The following is a 15,550-nucleotide window of genomic DNA, read 5'->3' on the forward strand; positions in this document are numbered from 1 at the left end:
GAGGGGTCTTCGATGGGTCCCGAGCGACCCCGAACCGTCCGCGAAACAGTCGGTCGACCGACCGACGGAGAGGTGCGTCCCCTTGTCCGCCCACTGCATGCTGACCGGCGCCGGACCCGGCTTCGGCAACCGGATCTCACACTCGCACCGGCGCACCTCGCGCCGCTTCGACCCCAATGTCCAGCGCAAGCGGTACTGGCTGCCGAGTGAGGGCCGCCATGTCCGGCTGCGGCTGAGCGTGAAGGGGATCAAGACCGTCGACGTGATCGGCGTCGAGGCCGCCGTCGCCAGGATTCGTGGCCGTGGGGTGAAGGTCTGATGGCCAAGAAGAGCAAGATCGCGAAGAATGACCGCCGCCAGGAGATCGTCGCCCGGTACGCGGAGCGCCGCGCCGAGCTGAAGGAGATCATCCGGCGGCCCGGCTCCTCCGACGCCGAACGGCTCGCTGCCCAGCGGGAACTTCGTCGGCAGCCGCGTGACGCCAGCGCGACCCGGGTCCGTAACCGGGACAGTGTGGACGGCCGGCCGCGCGGCTATCTGCGGGCCTTCGGTCTGTCGCGGATCGGCGTACGCGAACAGGCACATGCCGGATTTCTCCCCGGGGTGCGCAAGTCCTCCTGGTAGCTTGCTGCGGGCCGGCGAGCGGCAGTTCGGCGGCGCCATGGCTATCGGTACCTATCAGTGCCTTGGGGGACTTCGGTGACGGTTGTGAGTTCGGTGAATTCCGCGGCATCCCGGCGCGTCCGGGCCGGTGCGGTGACCGTGGGGCTGGCGGCGCTGTTCGCACTGACCGGATGCACCAGCGACACGGCGGAGCCGTCCGGCAGCTCGCCCCCCTCGTCGTCCTCGTCGGCGCCGTCACCGTCGGGCGCCGACGCGGGCTCCGGCGCGGACTCCGGCGCCGACGCGGGCTCCGTGGAAGGCAGTTGGGTCGCCACGAACGACGGCAAGGTCGTCGCGCTGGTCGTCACCGGCTCCCAGGTGGGCCTCTTCGAGACCGGTGGATCCGTGTGCAGTGGCAGCGTGTCCAAGGACTCGAAGATGCAGATGATCAAGCTCACGTGCACCAGCGGCAAGGACAACCGGGCGCACGGCATGGTCGATTCCGTCACCGCCGGCACGCTCAAGGTCACCTGGGAGGGCGGGCTCGGCACCGAGACGTACCGGAAGACCAAGGACGGCCAGCTTCCGGACGGTCTCCCGACGGCGGGCCTGCCGACGTCCTGACCCCCGGGCCGGTTACTGGGCCGGTCGCCGGATCAGCCACCGGATCGGGCACTGGATCAGCCACCAGATCGGTCAACGGGCCGCGGAACCCCTTCGGTTCCGCGGCCCTTTCGCGTCCGCCCCTGTGCCCTGCTGATCCGGCTGCCCTCACCGTCGGGGGAGGGCGGCGACCGGTGTGCCGCACCCTTCGTGGATCATGGTCCGACCACGGACACCGAAGGCCACCGAGTCAGAGAGGTCCCCGGACCACCCATGCCCTCGACCGCCCCACCTCCGGACCACATCCCACCCGTGTCCCGCGAGGACCGGATCTTCGCCGCGCTCGCCAGTGGGCCGCGGCGCGAACTGCTGCGGCTGCTGCGGGAGCGGGGGCCGCAGCCCGTGCAGGTGCTCGCCGCGCACTTCGCCATGCGGCGGCCGAGTCTGTCGGAGCATCTGAAGGTGCTGCGGGACGCCGGGCTCGTATCGGAGCGACGGGTGGGGCGGCAGCGCGTCCACCGTCTGGAGGCGGCCCCGCTGGTGGAGGTCCGCGCATGGCTCGATCTCTACGAACCCTTGAGGGGAACCGGTGAGAACGGGAATCCGGGGCACTCGACCGAGTCCACCATGTGAACGCTGGAACATCCCGGCCCCGATGTGCGTCTCATCGTGTACATGAGGTCCGGGGGCAGGGAGTGCGCATGTCGGGCGGGTGCCGGGGCAGGCGCCGACCGGCACGTGACCGAAGGAGTCACCGTGAAACAGGGGCAAGGGACAGTAAAGCTGTAACCAAGAGACCACCCCGCGTGCACGTGCATTCGCCCATGCATCTGCATGAGAAACAGAGTTATGATCCGGAGCAGTTGACCTGTACAGCAATTGTCACATCAGCCGCATCGGCCACATCAGCCACAGCACCACCGGGGAGCGACCTGTGCACGACGTGTACAACGGCATGGCCGCCACACAGCTTCATGGGGTGGTCTGGCAGAAGAGCCGGCACAGCAACTCGCAGGGTTCCTGCGTGGAGTTCGCGCGGCTGCCGGGAGGTGGGGTCGCGGTACGCAACTCACGGTTCCCGGACGGTCCGGCGCTGGTCTACACGCGGGCCGAGATCGAGGCCATGCTCCTGGGTATCAAGGACGGCGAGTTCGACCACCTGGTCGCCGGTCCCTGAGCCGCCGGAACTTCGGGGGCGGCGGGGTCGACCCGCGTAGACACCGGGCAGGGCCCGCGTCCGTGCCCCCGGTGAGTGCCTGGGTCACAGGCGGAACATGGCCCAGACGACCTTGCCCGTGGGCGCGCCCGCGAGTGGATGCCAGCCCCAGCCGTCGCTGAACGAGTCGACGAGGAACAGACCCCGCCCGGACTCGGCCGCGCAGTCGTCCACCTCGTCCCGCGCGATCGGGCTCTCCTCGCTCGGGTCGCGCACCGCGCACACCAGCCGAGAGGCCCAGCGCATCAGATGCAGCCGCACCGGCGGGTCATCGGCGCGAGGGACGTCCGACGGCAGCGCGTGCCGCAGCGAGTTGGTCACGAGTTCCGAGACGACCAGACATATGTCGTCGAAACGCTCGGCGGTGTCCCAGTCGTCGAGCGTTCTCCGGGTGAACCGGCGGGCCTCGCCGACCGCTTCATAGCGGGCCGGCAGGGCGCACGACGCCGCGCTGGAGACGGCCGTCGGCTCCATCGGGGGCAGCCCCTGCCTCAACGGTTCGAGCATGGTCGATCCATTCGTCCCCATGCGAGGCACTCCCGTGATTCGCGGCCGTAGCGGTACTGCGGTTGCTGCGGTGGTGCGCGTGCCATGGTTCCGAATGCGTACAGCAGATGCAAGGGCAGATGCACGTGCACGCGCCGGAATTGGACGATCCCATACCACTTGTCGCCGATTTCTTCCTCCGACTTCTTCCCCTGGACTTTCGCAGCCTTTCCATTTCCGTAACCGAACGAGTACGGGCTGGAAGGTTTTAGTGGCAGACTTCGCCCCCTGGAAACGTTGGGGAGGCTGACGAAGTGACCGCAGGCGAGTCCTGGGGATACCCCCAGACCGAAGGCGCGGGGGGAGGCTCGGTGGTGCGGCGCATCCTGCTGGGCTCACAACTCAGGCGACTGCGGGAAGCGCGCGGCATCACAAGAGAGCGGGCCGGTTACTCGATCCGGGCCTCCGAATCGAAGATCAGCCGCATGGAGTTGGGACGGGTGAGCTTCAAGGCGCGGGACGTCGAAGACCTGCTGACGCTCTACGGCGTGAGTGACGACGCGGAGCGCGGGTCGCTCCTGTCGCTCGCCAAGGAGGCCAATGTCGCGGGCTGGTGGCACAGTTACTCCGATGTGCTGCCCGGCTGGTTTCAGACATATGTGGGGCTGGAGGGCGCCGCCTCACTCATCCAGGTGTACGAGGTGCAGTTCGTACACGGCCTCCTCCAGACGGAGGCGTACGCGCACGCGGTGGTCGAGCGCGGGATGAAGGGCGCGAGCCGCGCCGACATCGACCGGCGGGTGGCGCTGCGCCTGGAGCGCCAGAAGGTCCTCGTCTCGGAACGCTCCCCGCACTTCCATGTCGTCCTGGACGAAGCCGCGTTGCGCAGGCCGTACGGCGACCGAGAGGTGATGCGCGGCCAGTTGCAGCATCTGATCGAGACGTCGGAACGCTCGAACGTGACGCTTCAGGTGATGCCGTTCAGCTTCGGCGGGCACTCCGGTGAGAGCGGCAGTTTCACGATGCTGAGGTTCCCCGAATCGGATCTTTCCGACGTGGTCTATCTGGAACAGCTCACCAGCGCCCTCTATGTGGACAAGCCAGAAGAAGTCGCACACTACGCAAAGGCAATGGAACTGCTCAGGACGGACAGTCCTGATCCCTCAGGGACCCGTGATCTCCTCCGTGGACTGCTCCAACTTTCCTGAGACACAAGTACGATGACGTCTCATCAGGCGCTTGCGCCCGCGCTTGCCTTTTGAGTTGGGGTTCACATGTCCTTCTTCACTGACCTGGCCCACCAGTACATCGATGGCGAATGGCGGACCGGCAGCGGCTCGTGGGACATCATCGACTTCAATCCCTACAACGGCGAGAAACTGGCCTCCATCACCGTCGCGACGGTGGCCGAGGTCGACGCGGCCTATCGCGCCGCTGAACGCGCGCAGAAGTCCTGGGGGACCACGAGCCCCTACGCACGACGCCAGGTGATCGAGCGGGCGCTACGGATCACCGAGGAGCGGGCGGACGAGATAGTCGAGGCCATCATCGACGAACTCGGCGGCACCCGGATCAAGGCCCAGCAGGAAGTGCACTGCGCGGCCGACTTCCTGCGCGAGGCGATGCAGCTCGCGATGCGGCCCGAGGGCGAGATCGTGCCGGCCCGCGAGGAGACCCGCGAGAACCGGGTCTACCGGCTGCCGGTCGGCGTGGTCGCGGTCATCAGCCCCTTCAACTTCCCCTTCCTGCTCACCCTCAAGTCGGTGGCGCCGGCGCTCGCCCTCGGCAACGCGGTGGTCCTCAAGCCCAACCAGAACACACCCGTCGTCGGCGGCGGCCTGATCGCCAAGATCTTCGAGGACGCGGGCCTGCCGCCCGGACTGCTGAACGTGCTGGTGACGGACATCGCCGAGATCGGTGACGCGCTCATCGAGCACCCGGTCCCCAAGGTCATCTCGTTCTCCGGCTCCGACCGTGTCGGCCGCCATGTCGCGTCGGTGACGGCCAGTCATCTCAAGCGCAGCATCCTGGAGTTGAGCGGCAACAGCGCGCTGGTCGTCCTTGACGACCTGGACGACGAGGGCCTGGACTACGCGGTCGACGCGGCTGTCTTCAGCCGGTACGTGTACCAGGGCCAGGTCCCTATGGCGGCCAACCGGATCCTGGTCGACCGCAGTCTGGAGCCGGAGTTCACCGAGAAGTTCGTCGCCCGGGTACGGGAGTTGAACACCGGCGACCCGCGCGATCCGGACACCCATATCGGACCGGTGATCAACGACTTCCAGGCCGAGGCGCTCGGCGGTCTGGTCGACCAGGCGCTCGCCGAGGGCGCCACGGCCCTGGTCGAGGGCCGCACGATCGGCAACCTGGTCGAGCCGACGGTCCTCACCGGGCTGCCCGCCGACTCACCGCTGCTGCGCCAGGAGATCTTCGGCCCGGTGGCGCTGCTGATCCCGTTCGACGGCGAGGACGAGGCCGTACGGATCGCCAACGACACCCCGTACGGACTGAGCGGTGCCGTGCACACGGCGGACGCCGAGCGCGGGGTGAACTTCGCGCGCCGTATCGACACCGGGATGATGCACGTCAACGACACCACCGTGCGGGACGAGCCGCTGGTCGCCTTCGGTGGCGAGAAGCAGTCGGGCCTCGGACGGCTGAACGGCGAGTCGACGGTCGACGCCTTCACCACCCGCAAGTGGGTGTCGGTGCAGCACGGGCGCAGCCGTTTTTCCCTCTAGCGACACCCGCGCGATTGAGGACAGGATCTGACCTGATGGCTGCGTAGCGTCGGGGGTGTCGAGCAGGAACGGCACTCCCGGAAGGTTGCACCATCATGGTCACTCACGTACCCGCCGAAGCGCACGGAGACGAGCGCGGCGCCCTCATCGCCTTTGTGGAGGCACAGCGCGGCGCGGTCCGGCGCGCTGTGCTCGGGCTGACCGACGAGGCGGCGGCGAGCCGGCCGAGCGCCAGCGAGCTGTCCGTGTCGGGCCTGGTCAAGCATGTCGCCGAGTGCGAGCTGAACTGGCTGCGGATGGCGCAGCAGCGGCCCAACGAGCGCGCCCGCACCCAGGAGACCTGGGGCGAGGGCTTCCACCTTGCCGACGGCGAGACGGTGGCCGGCGTGCTCGCGTTCTGGGACGGCGTCGCCAAGGAGACCGACGAGTTCATCCGTACGGTGCCCAGCCTGGACGACACCTTCCCGCTGCCGGAGGCGCCCTGGTTCCCCAAGGAGGGTGCCGTGTCGATGCGGTGGCTGATGCTCCACCTGGTCGAGGAGATCGCCCGGCACGCGGGCCACGCCGACATCGTCCGGGAGTCCCTGGACGGCAAGAACGCCTTTGACCTCGTCGCGATGGAGCGGGGCTACTCTGGTCAAAGTTGATCAGTGCGGGTGCCCGCTCGGTGCGGCACCCGGTGACGGTGTGAAGGGTGTGGGATGTCGGCGATCCGGCTGCTCGTCCTCGGCGCGGTCCGCCAGCACGGGCGGGCCCATGGCTACCAGGTGCGCAACGACCTGGAGTACTGGGGCGCGCACGAGTGGTCGAACGCCAAGCCGGGGTCGATCTACCACGCGCTGAAGCAGATGGCCAAGCAGGGCGTGCTGCTCGCACACGAGGTGGCGCCGTCCACCGTGGGCGGCCCGCCCCGGGTCGAGTACGAGATCACCGAACGCGGCGATGAGGAGTTCTTCACGCTGCTCCGCGAGGCCCTGACGCGCTACGACCAGAAGACCGACGTGCTGTCGGCCGCGCTCGGGCTGCTGGTGGAACTGCCGCGCGACGAGGTCGTGACGCTGCTCAGGGAGCGGGTGCGCCGGATCGAGGAGTGGCGCGCGTCCGTGGTCGAGCACTACGTCCCGGAGGACGGGCCGGGGCAGTACGGCCATATCGGCGAGATCATGAACATGTGGCTGCACACCGCCGACGGGGGTGCCGAGTGGACGCGGGGCCTGATCGAGCGCATCGAGGGCGGCGCGTACACGTTCGCCGGTGAGGGTGAGCCGTTTGTCGGGGTCCTCGGTGCGGGCCAGGAGAACCCGTACGCGACGGGGGAGAGCCATCCCGGGGACCGTGGCTGATCCAGCCGCCTGATCGAGCCAGCTAATCAAGTTTGACCAATCGGGATCGAGGGCATACGGTCTGCGCCGGTAGTCAAGTTTGATTACTTGCGTGGCGAAGTAGCGGAGTGGTGAGTTGATGGCGGAGGGCGAAGTGGGTTCTGTGAGGTCGGGGGAGCCGGGCGGCGGCGACGCGATCGTCGTGGTGGGCGCACACAAGCGGTACGGGAGGAAACACGCACTCGACGGACTCGACCTGCGGGTCGCGCGCGGCACCGTGCACGGCGTCCTGGGTCCGAACGGCGCGGGAAAGACCACCCTGGTCAGGGTCCTCGCGACCCTGCTGCGGCACGACGAGGGCCGGGTCGAGGTGGCGGGCCTGGACGTCCGCACCCGGGCCGACGACGTACGCCGCCGTATCGGGCTGCTCGGGCAGCACGCGGCGCTGGACGAGGAGCTGAGCGGCGGGCAGAACCTGGAGATGTTCGGACGGCTGCACCACCTGGACGCCGCCCGCGCACGGGCCAGGTCCGCGGAACTGCTCGACCGGTTCGGGCTCGGCGACGTGGGCCGCAAGGCCGTCAAGCAGTACAGCGGCGGTATGCGGCGGCGGCTGGATCTCGCCGCCTCACTGATCACCGGTCCGGCGGTGCTGTTCCTGGACGAGCCGACGACCGGACTCGACCCGCGCGGGCGCGCCGAGGTGTGGTCGGCGGTGCGCTCCCTGGTCGGCGGCGGTACCACCGTCCTGCTGACCACGCAGTACCTGGAGGAGGCGGACCAACTCGCGCACCGTATTTCGGTGGTCGACCACGGGCGGGTCATCGCGGACGGCACGGCCGACGAGCTGAAGTCCAGGACCGGCGGCGACCGTATCGACGTGGTCGTCCGCGACGCCGCCCAACTTGACGCGGCGGCCCGGCTGCTGCCCGAGGGCGCGGTGGTCGACGTGGACCGGCGGCTGCTCAGCGCGCCCGTCGCCGACCGCATGGCCGCGCTCACCCGGACCGTACGCGCGCTGGAGGAGGCCGGTATCGAGGCGGAGGACGTGGCCGTGCGGCGGCCCACGCTGGACGAAGTGTTCCTGAACCTCACGAAGGGGGCGGCGGCATGACCACGTACGAGACCGGTGGCGGGGTGGCCGTCGCGGGCGCCGACGGCGGGGGCGGGGGTGGCCGGGTCGGGTGGGCCCTGACCGACTCCTGGACCATGACCCGGCGCGAACTCGCCCACTGGGCACGGCAGCCCGTCCAGGTCGTCGTCGGCCTTGTCTTCCCGGTGATGCTCCTGCTGATGTTCGGCTATCTCATCGGCGGCGGCCGGGGCGTGACCGGCGACTACGTCGACTTCCTGGTGCCCGGCATGTTCGCGCTGACCATGGCCTTCGGTCTGGACGCGACGATGGTCGCGGTCACCCAGGACCTCAACAAAGGCGTGATCGACCGCTTCCGCTCGATGCCGATGACCAACGGCGCCGTCCTCGTGGGGCGTTCGGTCGCGGACATGCTCCAGTCCGCCGCGGCGCTCCTGGTCATGTGCGGCGTCGGCCTGGCGATCGGCTGGCGCTGGCACGACTCCTTCGGCGCCCTCGTCGGCGGGTTCGGGCTGCTGCTCCTGCTCCGGTTCGCGATGCTGTGGCTCGGCATCTACCTCGCGATGGTCGCGGGCAAGCCGGAGTTGGTACAGGCCGTGCAGATCCTGGTCTGGCCGGTGGGCTTCCTGTCCAACGCCCTCGCCACACCCGACTCCATGCCGTCCTGGCTGGGCGTGGCCGTCGAGTGGAACCCGATGTCGGCGACCGCCACCGCCGTACGCGACCTGTTCGGCAACCCCGGTGGCACGGGCACATCCTGGGCGGCCGACCACGCGGGCGCGCTCGCGGTGGCGTTCCCGCTGCTGATGGTGGCGGTCTTCCTTCCGCTGGCGGTACGGAAGTTCGGAGCGCTGAGCAAGTAGGCCGGGGTGGTGGGCAGGTAGGCCGGTCGGGGCGGTGGGCTTCCCGGGAGGGGGGCGCCTCAGTGGTGGAAGCCCGTCGCCGCGGCCCGGTCCTTGGTCAACGGATGGGGCTGGCCCCGGAGTTCCGGCATCAGCCGCTTGAGATCTCCCAGGAACAGCGCCGCCAGGTCCTCCGAGAAGCCGTTGCGGCACACCACCCGCAGCACGGACAGATCCTCGCGGTGCGCCGGGAAGCTGTACGCGGGTACCAGCCAGCCGGCCTCGCGCAGCCGCCGCGACACGTCGTAGACGTCGTACGCGTGCACGTCGTCCTTCGTCGTGAACGCGAACACCGGCAGCTCGTCGCCCCACGTCAGCATCCGGAAGTCGCCCAGCGCCTCGATCCGCCGCGCGAGCCCCATGGCCACGTCCCGGGTGGTCTGCTGCACGGCACGGAACCCCTCACGGCCCAGGCGCAGGAACGTGTAGTACTGCGCTACGACCTGCGCGCCGGGCCGCGAGAAGTTCAGTGCGAACGTCGGCATGTCACCGCCCAGATAGTTCACCCGGAACACCAGCTCCTCGGGCAGCTCGGCCGCCGACCGCCACAGCGCCCAGCCGACCCCCGGGTACACCAGCCCGTACTTGTGCCCCGATGTGTTGATCGAGCCGACCCTCGGCAGCCGGAAGTCCCACTCCACGTCCGGGTCGAGGAACGGCGCCACCATCGCACCGGACGCGCCGTCCACATGGACCGGGATGTCCAGCCCGGTGCGCTTCTGAAGGTCGTCGAGCGCCGCGCACAGCTCCTTCACCGGCTCGTACGAACCGTCGAAGGTGGAGCCGAGTACCGCGATGACCCCGATGGTGTTCTCGTCGCACAGCTCGGCCGCCGCGCGCGGGTCGAGGTGGTACCGGTCGCCCTCCATGGGCACCTGCCGGGCCTCGACCTCCCAGAAGGTGCAGAACTTGTCCCAGCACACCTGCACATTGACGCCCATCACCAGATTCGGCCGGGCCTCGCGCGAGGGGTAGCGGTCGGTGTTGCGCAGCGCCCAGCGCCGCTTCAGCGCCATCCCGGCGAGCATGCACGCCTCACTCGAACCGGTGGTCGAGCAGCCGACGGCGGCCGACGGGTCGGGCGCGTTCCACAGGTCCGCGAGCATCGACACACAGCGCTTCTCCAGCTCCGCCGTGCGCGGGTACTCGTCCTTGTCGATCATGTTCTTGTCGCGGCACTCGGCCATCAGCACCCCCGCCTGCGGCTCCATCCAGGTGGTGACGAAGGTGGCCAGGTTCAGCCGCGAGTTGCCGTCGAGCATCAACTCGTCGTGCACCAGCTGGTACGCGCTCGCCGGCGTCAGCGGACCGTCCGGGAGCCGGTGCTTGGGCGGGGCGTCGTTCATGGAGCCGATCGGGTTGGCGTCACCGAAGAACGGGTTCACCGACATCGGGCGCTCGTCGGACTTACCGGAGCCTTTGTGCAGCGGCACGGCGGGGGCCTCCCTCGGGGGCTGGACCGTCCCGCGCGCGTGGGGCGTGCGAGCGGACACGGTGGGTGACGGGGCGGCTACGGGCACGGCCCACAATAAATCGGGGTTGCACCTCACGCGACGTGAGGAGCCACCCTGAGGAACGGACGGAACGGAACGCGCGCACGGGAAGAAGGGGCCGATGAGCTACTCCGTGGGGCAGGTCGCCGGCTTCGCCGGCGTCACGGTGCGCACGCTGCACCACTATGACGAGATCGGCCTGCTCACCCCGGGCGGTCGCAGTCACGCGGGGCACCGCCGCTACGGCGACGCCGACCTCGACCGGTTGCAGCAGATCCTCTTCTACCGGGAACTCGGCTTCCCCTTGGAGGAGGTCGCCGTGCTGCTCGACGACCCCGACGCCGACCCACGCGAGCATCTGCGCCGCCAGCACGAACTGCTGACCGCCCGTATCGAGAAACTGCGGCGGATGGCCTCCGCCGTCGAAACCGCCATGGAGGCAAGGAAGATGGGCATCAATCTCACGCCCGAGGAGAAGTTCGAGGTGTTCGGCGACTTCGACCCGGACGCGTACGCCGACGAGGCCGAGCAGCGCTGGGGCTCCACCGACGCCTACGCGGAGTCACAGCGCAAGGCGGCCTCCTACACCAAGGAGGACTGGGCCAGGATCCAGGCCGAGTCCGACGCGCTCACGCGCCGGTTCGTCGCCCTGATGGAGGCCGGTGAGCCCGCGGAGTCCGAGGCCGCGACGGACGCCGCCGAGGACCACCGCGGGTGGATCGCGCAGCACCACTACCCGTGCCCGTACGAGATGCATGTCTGTCTCGGCGAGATGTACGTCACGGACGAGCGGTTCACCCGGAACATCGACAAGGCGAAGCCGGGTCTCGCGGCGTACCAGCGCGCGGCGATCCTGGCGAACGCCGCACGCCGGGCGTGAAGTTGCCCCTGAAGTTGCTCCTGAGATTGCTCCTGAAGGTGGCCGCTACCGCCGCTACTCGGGACTGATGACGCAGGCGGTGCCGTACGCGCACACCTCGGTGCCGACGTCCGCCGCCTCCGTCACATCGAAACGGAACATCAGTACCGCGTTGGCGCCCCGCGCGCGTGCCTGCTCGATGAGCCGGTCCATCGCCTGGTTCCTGGTCTCCACCAGCGTCTTGGTGAGGCCCTTCAACTCGCCGCCGATCATCGACTTCAACCCGGCGCCGATCTGGCTGCCGAGGTGCCGCGAGCGCACGGTGAGGCCGAAGACCTCGCCGATGACCCGCGTCACCCGGTAGCCGGGCACGTCGTTCGTCGTCACTACCAGCACGTCGGACTGGGGGCTCATGCCGCCCCCGTACTCCTCGATACCCACGCGATCCACCTTCCGGGACGCCCGCGCCGTCACGCGGCGTTGTCACGCACAGCTTGGCCCTACGCCACCCGGCCCGCACAGCGAGAAAACAATCGGATTGCAGGGGTCCGGGTGGAACCCCAGCGGGTTACGTGGCGTTGATAGCTTTGGCGGCGCACGGACAGTCGTCCACCCCTTTCACCCTCAGGAGCCCGGAACCGTGATGACGCTTGCTCTCGGACCGAGCTGGCTGGACCCGAATCACCTGCTGAACGAGTTCGGTATCTATGGCCTGCTGATCATTGTCTTCGCCGAGTCGGGCCTGCTCATCGGGTTCTTCCTGCCGGGTGACTCACTGCTGTTCACCACCGGTCTGCTCGTCACCACGGGGCAGCTGGACATGCCGCTGTGGCTGGTGTGCGTACTGATCTGTGTCGCCGCGATCCTCGGTGACCAGGCGGGCTATCTCTTCGGCAAGAAGGTCGGCCCGTCCCTCTTCAACCGGCCGGACTCACGCCTGTTCAAACAGGAGAACGTGGCGAAGGCGCACGAGTTCTTCGAGAAGCACGGGCCGAAGTCGCTCGTCCTGGCCCGCTTCGTGCCGATCGTGCGGACGTTCACGCCGATCATCGCGGGCGTCAGCGGGATGCGGTACCGCTCGTTCATCACGTTCAACATCATCGGCGGCATCCTCTGGGGCGCCGGTGTCACCCTCCTCGGCGCGTGGCTCGGCAAGCACAGCTTCGTCCGCGACAACGTCGAGGCGATCCTCATCCTGATCGTCTTCGTCTCGGTCGTCCCGATCATCATCGAATTCTGGCGAGCCCGAAGGAACGGCAAGAAGTCCCAGGACCCGACCGACCAGGACCCGACCCAGGACACCCCGCCCCGGGGCCGCCACGCCCGCCGATAACCGGACAGCGGGGGCGCAACCGCCCCCGCCCACTCGGGGCTGCGCCCCGCGCCCACGCCGGGCTGCGCCCCGCGCCCACGCCGGGCTGCGCCCCGCGCCCACGCCGGGCTGCGCCCGGATCCCACGCCGCGGGGCTGCGCCACGCCGGGATGCGCCCGCCCCCCGGGTCGGCTGGCTCGGCACCGCCGGTTCACATCGCTGTGGTGCGCCGCCCTTGCGGCGGGAGAAGGACGCCGCTGCGCGGCGGGACGGGTGGGTGCTGGCGCGTGTGTCCGGCCGGGGCTGCGCCCGGCCCTCTGTCGCCTGGCTCGGCACCGCACGCTTTTCGGACCGGCCGGCCTCGGGCTACGTCCCGATCCCCGCCCCTGGGTTGCACCTGGAACCCCTGTTGCCTGGCTTGGCACTGTCGGTCCACGTCGCTGTGGTGTGCCGCCGTTGCGCGGCGGGTGGCCGCCCTCGCCGGGGCATTGGGTGACGCAGGTGGCCTGGTTTTTGGGTGGGTGGGTGGGTGGGAACGCCGTTGACGGAAACCTCAGAACCCGCGGGTGCGCTTGGCGGATTTTCGGTCGGGCTGTGGTGTGCCTCGGGGGATGCGGATGAAGAGGCGCGAGATCTCCGAACCGAGGTTCACGCCGATCGCGATCGCCATGGCCAGGGCCGCCGCCTTCGTGAGGGACACCAATCCGGCGTCCATGTTGTTCTGGGCGATCGCCAGCAACCCGAAATACGTCGCCGAACCCGGCAGCAGCGGCCCGATCGCCGCCGTCACATACGGCAACGCCGACGCGTACCGGTACCGCGAGAACAACTGCCCGAACAGCCCCACGAGCCCGGCGGCGACCGCCGTGGACGCCACCGGCGAGATACCCCCCGCGTAGTGCAGGGCGCCGTACACCACCCACGCCACACCCCCGTTCAGCGTCACCGCGAGCACCGTCGACCGCTCCTGCTGCAACAGCACCGCGAAACACAGCGACAGCGCCATCGACGCCGCGATCTGCCACCCGGGCCGCTCGATCACCAGCAGCGCCGCGTCGGGATTGAGCTTGGCTCCCAACCGGACCCCGAAGTACAGCACCATCAGCACACCCACGACGATGCCGACGAAGAAGTACAGGACCTCAAGGAGCCGCGCCGCCGCGGTGATGTAGAAGCCGGTCAGCCCGTCCTGCACCCCCGCCACCAGCGCCCGACCGGGCAACAGCGCGAACAGCCCACCGGTGATCACGGCGGACGCCCGTACATCCGCGTGCGCGAGCGTCAAGGCGACCCCCATGGCGGCCGGCGGCATCGCGGCGACCGTGAACTGGTAGAACTCCGGCAGCCCCCGCCCCGCGCACAGCCACGCCAGCCGGTCACCGAGCATCGCGCCCACCGCCGCGGCCACGAACACGATCAGGTCACCGCCGACCAGCACCGAGGCCGCGCCCGCGAGCAGCCCGCTGGACAGCGTCAGCACCCATCCGGCGTACGGGTGCCGGTTGCGCCGGATCTCCGCGAGCCGCCGGTACGCCTCCTCCAGCGACACCTCCGTCTGCGGGTCACTTATGTCGTCGACCAGGCGGAACACAGCCGCGAGCCGTGTGTAGTCGGTGCCCCGCCGCCGTACCGTCCGCGAAGCCGTCACCGGGTCGTCCACCAGCGACGGCTGGTGCGAGATCGAGAGGAGCGTGAAGGTGACGGTCGGCTCGCAGCGGTCGAGACCGTAGGACCGGCACACGGCGAACATCGCCGCCTCCACGTCCTCGGCGCCCTCACCGCCCGCGAGCAGCAGCTCCCCGATCCGCAGCGTCAGGTCGAGTACGCGCGGAACGGCCGGTACCGATTCGTCCTCGTGCCGCTGGGCCGGTTCCGGCGCGGGCCGCTCGGCCACCGGCATCCGCAGCATCGTGCGCATCCGGTCCTGCCAGGGCGCCTCCGTGGCGAGCCGGACCACGGGCACGCCGGTCGGCGGTGTGAAGGCGGGCGGCGCGGACCGGGAGTTGTAGGTGCGGGGCGTACTGAACGCCGACCCCTCGTCGGCCGGGGTGGCCGGCAGCGCGGCGAGACCGTCGGGCACCGCGAACTCGGACGTCGTCTGCGACTCGCCCTCCGGCGCCGCCGGTGCCTGCGGCTGCGTACCGGTCGGCTGGCTGAAGGCGCTGCGCGCCTCGTCCGACGCCGGTTTCCGCTCGCGGTCCTCGGACGACTCCTGCTCACTCACCCACTAGGTCCCAGTCGATTCGGGGGTACGGCCGTAGTTCGTATGCCCAGTATGAGCACGCGCAACAGAACTTGAGCACACGCGTACCGGACCATGACCACGCGCACCAAAACGGGCCGTGTGCCCCTTGAGGAACACACGGCCCGCCCGGTACGACATACGACGACGGCGGCGGCAGCCGGTCAGTGGCCGCCGGACTCCTCGGCCCGCTTGTAGGACCGCTCGATCTCGACCTCGGCCTCCGTACGGCCGACCCAGTTGGCGCCCTCGACGGACTTGCCGGGCTCCAGGTCCTTGTAGACCTCGAAGAAGTGCTGGATCTCCAGGCGGTCGAACTCGGACACGTGGTGGATGTCCCGCAGGTGCTCCACACGGGGGTCGGACGCCGGCACGCACAGCAGCTTGTCGTCGCCGCCCGCCTCGTCCGTCATCCGGAACATGCCGATCGCGCGACACCGGATGAGGCAGCCGGGGAAGGTCGGCTCGTCCAGGATGACCAGCGCGTCCAGCGGGTCGCCGTCCTCACCGAGGGTGTTCTCGACGAAGCCGTAGTCGGCGGGGTAGCTGGTCGAGGTGAAGAGTCGACGGTCCAAGCGGATCCGACCGGTCTCGTGGTCCACCTCGTACTTGTTCCGCGAACCCTTCGGAATCTCGATCGTGACGTCGAACTCCACCGGTGGCTCCTCCATGATCAGC

18 protein-coding genes are annotated in these 15,550 nt (G+C 69.3%); 13 read left to right on the top strand and 5 right to left on the bottom strand.

Translation table 11 applies throughout. The features are described 5' to 3' along the window. Positions 1-82 precede the first annotated feature (82 nt). The 5 genes from rpmB to ACFVT5_RS26210 all read left to right on the top strand — a co-directional run bounded on the left by rpmB (position 83) and on the right by ACFVT5_RS26210 (position 2,383). Positions 83-319, top strand: a complete 237-nt coding sequence (gene rpmB, locus ACFVT5_RS26190) for a 50S ribosomal protein L28 (RefSeq protein ID WP_389892714.1) — start codon at positions 83-85, stop codon at positions 317-319. Then, the gene (rpsN, locus tag ACFVT5_RS26195) at positions 319-624 is read left to right on the top strand and encodes a 30S ribosomal protein S14 (RefSeq protein WP_389892717.1); all 306 of its coding nucleotides are present in this window, start codon (positions 319-321) and stop codon (positions 622-624) included. Before rpmB ends, rpsN begins: the two co-directional genes overlap by 1 nt. Before the next feature lie 84 nt (positions 625-708). Then, a complete protein-coding gene (locus tag ACFVT5_RS26200; RefSeq protein ID WP_389892720.1) occupies positions 709-1,227 on the top strand; it encodes a hypothetical protein in 519 nt (172 codons plus the stop codon). A 252-nt stretch (positions 1,228-1,479) separates the two neighbouring features. Beyond that, positions 1,480-1,839 (top strand): ArsR/SmtB family transcription factor, encoded by a 360-nt coding sequence (locus ACFVT5_RS26205; RefSeq protein ID WP_389892723.1) that lies wholly within the window; start codon positions 1,480-1,482, stop codon positions 1,837-1,839. 322 nt (positions 1,840-2,161) lie between these two features. After that, positions 2,162-2,383, top strand: a complete 222-nt coding sequence (locus tag ACFVT5_RS26210) for a DUF397 domain-containing protein (protein ID WP_389892990.1) — start codon at positions 2,162-2,164, stop codon at positions 2,381-2,383. Positions 2,384-2,467: 84 nt separating this feature from the next. Here ACFVT5_RS26210 and ACFVT5_RS26215 read toward each other — a convergent pair whose 3' ends face one another. Next, complete coding sequence (locus ACFVT5_RS26215; protein WP_389892726.1) at positions 2,468-2,950, bottom strand: ATP-binding protein; 483 nt, start codon at positions 2,948-2,950, stop codon at positions 2,468-2,470. A 272-nt stretch (positions 2,951-3,222) separates the two neighbouring features. Here ACFVT5_RS26215 and ACFVT5_RS26220 point away from each other — a divergent pair, with 272 nt between their 5' ends. The 6 genes from ACFVT5_RS26220 (at position 3,223) to ACFVT5_RS26245 (ending at position 8,927) form a co-directional block, all read left to right on the top strand. Next, positions 3,223-4,116 carry a helix-turn-helix domain-containing protein gene (locus ACFVT5_RS26220; protein ID WP_389892728.1) on the top strand — a complete coding sequence of 298 codons (894 nt, stop codon included), beginning with the start codon at positions 3,223-3,225 and terminating at the stop codon, positions 4,114-4,116. A gap of 66 nt (positions 4,117-4,182) precedes the next feature. Beyond that, entirely contained in the window at positions 4,183-5,649 is a 1,467-nt protein-coding gene (locus ACFVT5_RS26225) for an aldehyde dehydrogenase family protein (RefSeq protein ID WP_389892731.1), read from the top strand. 95 nt (positions 5,650-5,744) lie between these two features. After that, complete coding sequence (locus tag ACFVT5_RS26230) at positions 5,745-6,296, top strand: DinB family protein (RefSeq protein WP_389892733.1); 552 nt, start codon at positions 5,745-5,747, stop codon at positions 6,294-6,296. Positions 6,297-6,350: 54 nt separating this feature from the next. Beyond that, on the top strand, positions 6,351-6,992 hold the full coding sequence (locus tag ACFVT5_RS26235; RefSeq protein WP_389892735.1) for a PadR family transcriptional regulator: 642 nt from the start codon (positions 6,351-6,353) through the stop codon (positions 6,990-6,992). 133 nt (positions 6,993-7,125) lie between these two features. Beyond that, the gene (locus ACFVT5_RS26240; protein WP_389892738.1) at positions 7,126-8,085 is read left to right on the top strand and encodes an ATP-binding cassette domain-containing protein; all 960 of its coding nucleotides are present in this window, start codon (positions 7,126-7,128) and stop codon (positions 8,083-8,085) included. Continuing rightward, the gene (locus ACFVT5_RS26245) at positions 8,082-8,927 is read left to right on the top strand and encodes an ABC transporter permease (RefSeq protein WP_389892741.1); all 846 of its coding nucleotides are present in this window, start codon (positions 8,082-8,084) and stop codon (positions 8,925-8,927) included. The genes ACFVT5_RS26240 and ACFVT5_RS26245 overlap by 4 nt, the downstream gene beginning before the upstream one ends. A gap of 59 nt (positions 8,928-8,986) precedes the next feature. Here the strand turns inward: ACFVT5_RS26245 and ACFVT5_RS26250 are convergent, their stop codons facing one another. Beyond that, positions 8,987-10,399 (bottom strand): glutamate decarboxylase, encoded by a 1,413-nt coding sequence (locus tag ACFVT5_RS26250; RefSeq protein WP_389892744.1) that lies wholly within the window; start codon positions 10,397-10,399, stop codon positions 8,987-8,989. A gap of 181 nt (positions 10,400-10,580) precedes the next feature. Between ACFVT5_RS26250 and ACFVT5_RS26255 the strand changes: the two genes are divergently transcribed. Next, positions 10,581-11,339, top strand: coding sequence for a MerR family transcriptional regulator (locus ACFVT5_RS26255; protein ID WP_389892747.1), 759 nt, complete (start codon positions 10,581-10,583; stop codon positions 11,337-11,339). Positions 11,340-11,393: 54 nt separating this feature from the next. Here the strand turns inward: ACFVT5_RS26255 and ACFVT5_RS26260 are convergent, their stop codons facing one another. Next, positions 11,394-11,759: a YbjQ family protein gene (locus tag ACFVT5_RS26260; protein WP_389892750.1), complete on the bottom strand. Its 366-nt coding sequence runs from the start codon at positions 11,757-11,759 to the stop codon at positions 11,394-11,396. Positions 11,760-11,961: 202 nt separating this feature from the next. Between ACFVT5_RS26260 and ACFVT5_RS26265 the strand changes: the two genes are divergently transcribed. Then, positions 11,962-12,651, top strand: a complete 690-nt coding sequence (locus ACFVT5_RS26265) for a DedA family protein (RefSeq protein ID WP_389892753.1) — start codon at positions 11,962-11,964, stop codon at positions 12,649-12,651. Between the two features lie 532 nt (positions 12,652-13,183). On the opposite strand, the gene ACFVT5_RS26270 is transcribed toward ACFVT5_RS26265, so the two are convergent. Then, positions 13,184-14,854, bottom strand: a complete 1,671-nt coding sequence (locus tag ACFVT5_RS26270) for a threonine/serine exporter ThrE family protein (protein ID WP_389892756.1) — start codon at positions 14,852-14,854, stop codon at positions 13,184-13,186. A gap of 182 nt (positions 14,855-15,036) precedes the next feature. Continuing rightward, the gene (locus tag ACFVT5_RS26275) at positions 15,037-15,528 is read right to left on the bottom strand and encodes an inorganic diphosphatase (protein WP_389892993.1); all 492 of its coding nucleotides are present in this window, start codon (positions 15,526-15,528) and stop codon (positions 15,037-15,039) included. Positions 15,529-15,550: the final 22 nt, after the last annotated feature.

Source organism: Streptomyces sp. NPDC058001 (assembly GCF_042886315.1).
Classification (GTDB): Bacteria; Actinomycetota; Actinomycetes; order Streptomycetales; family Streptomycetaceae; genus Streptomyces.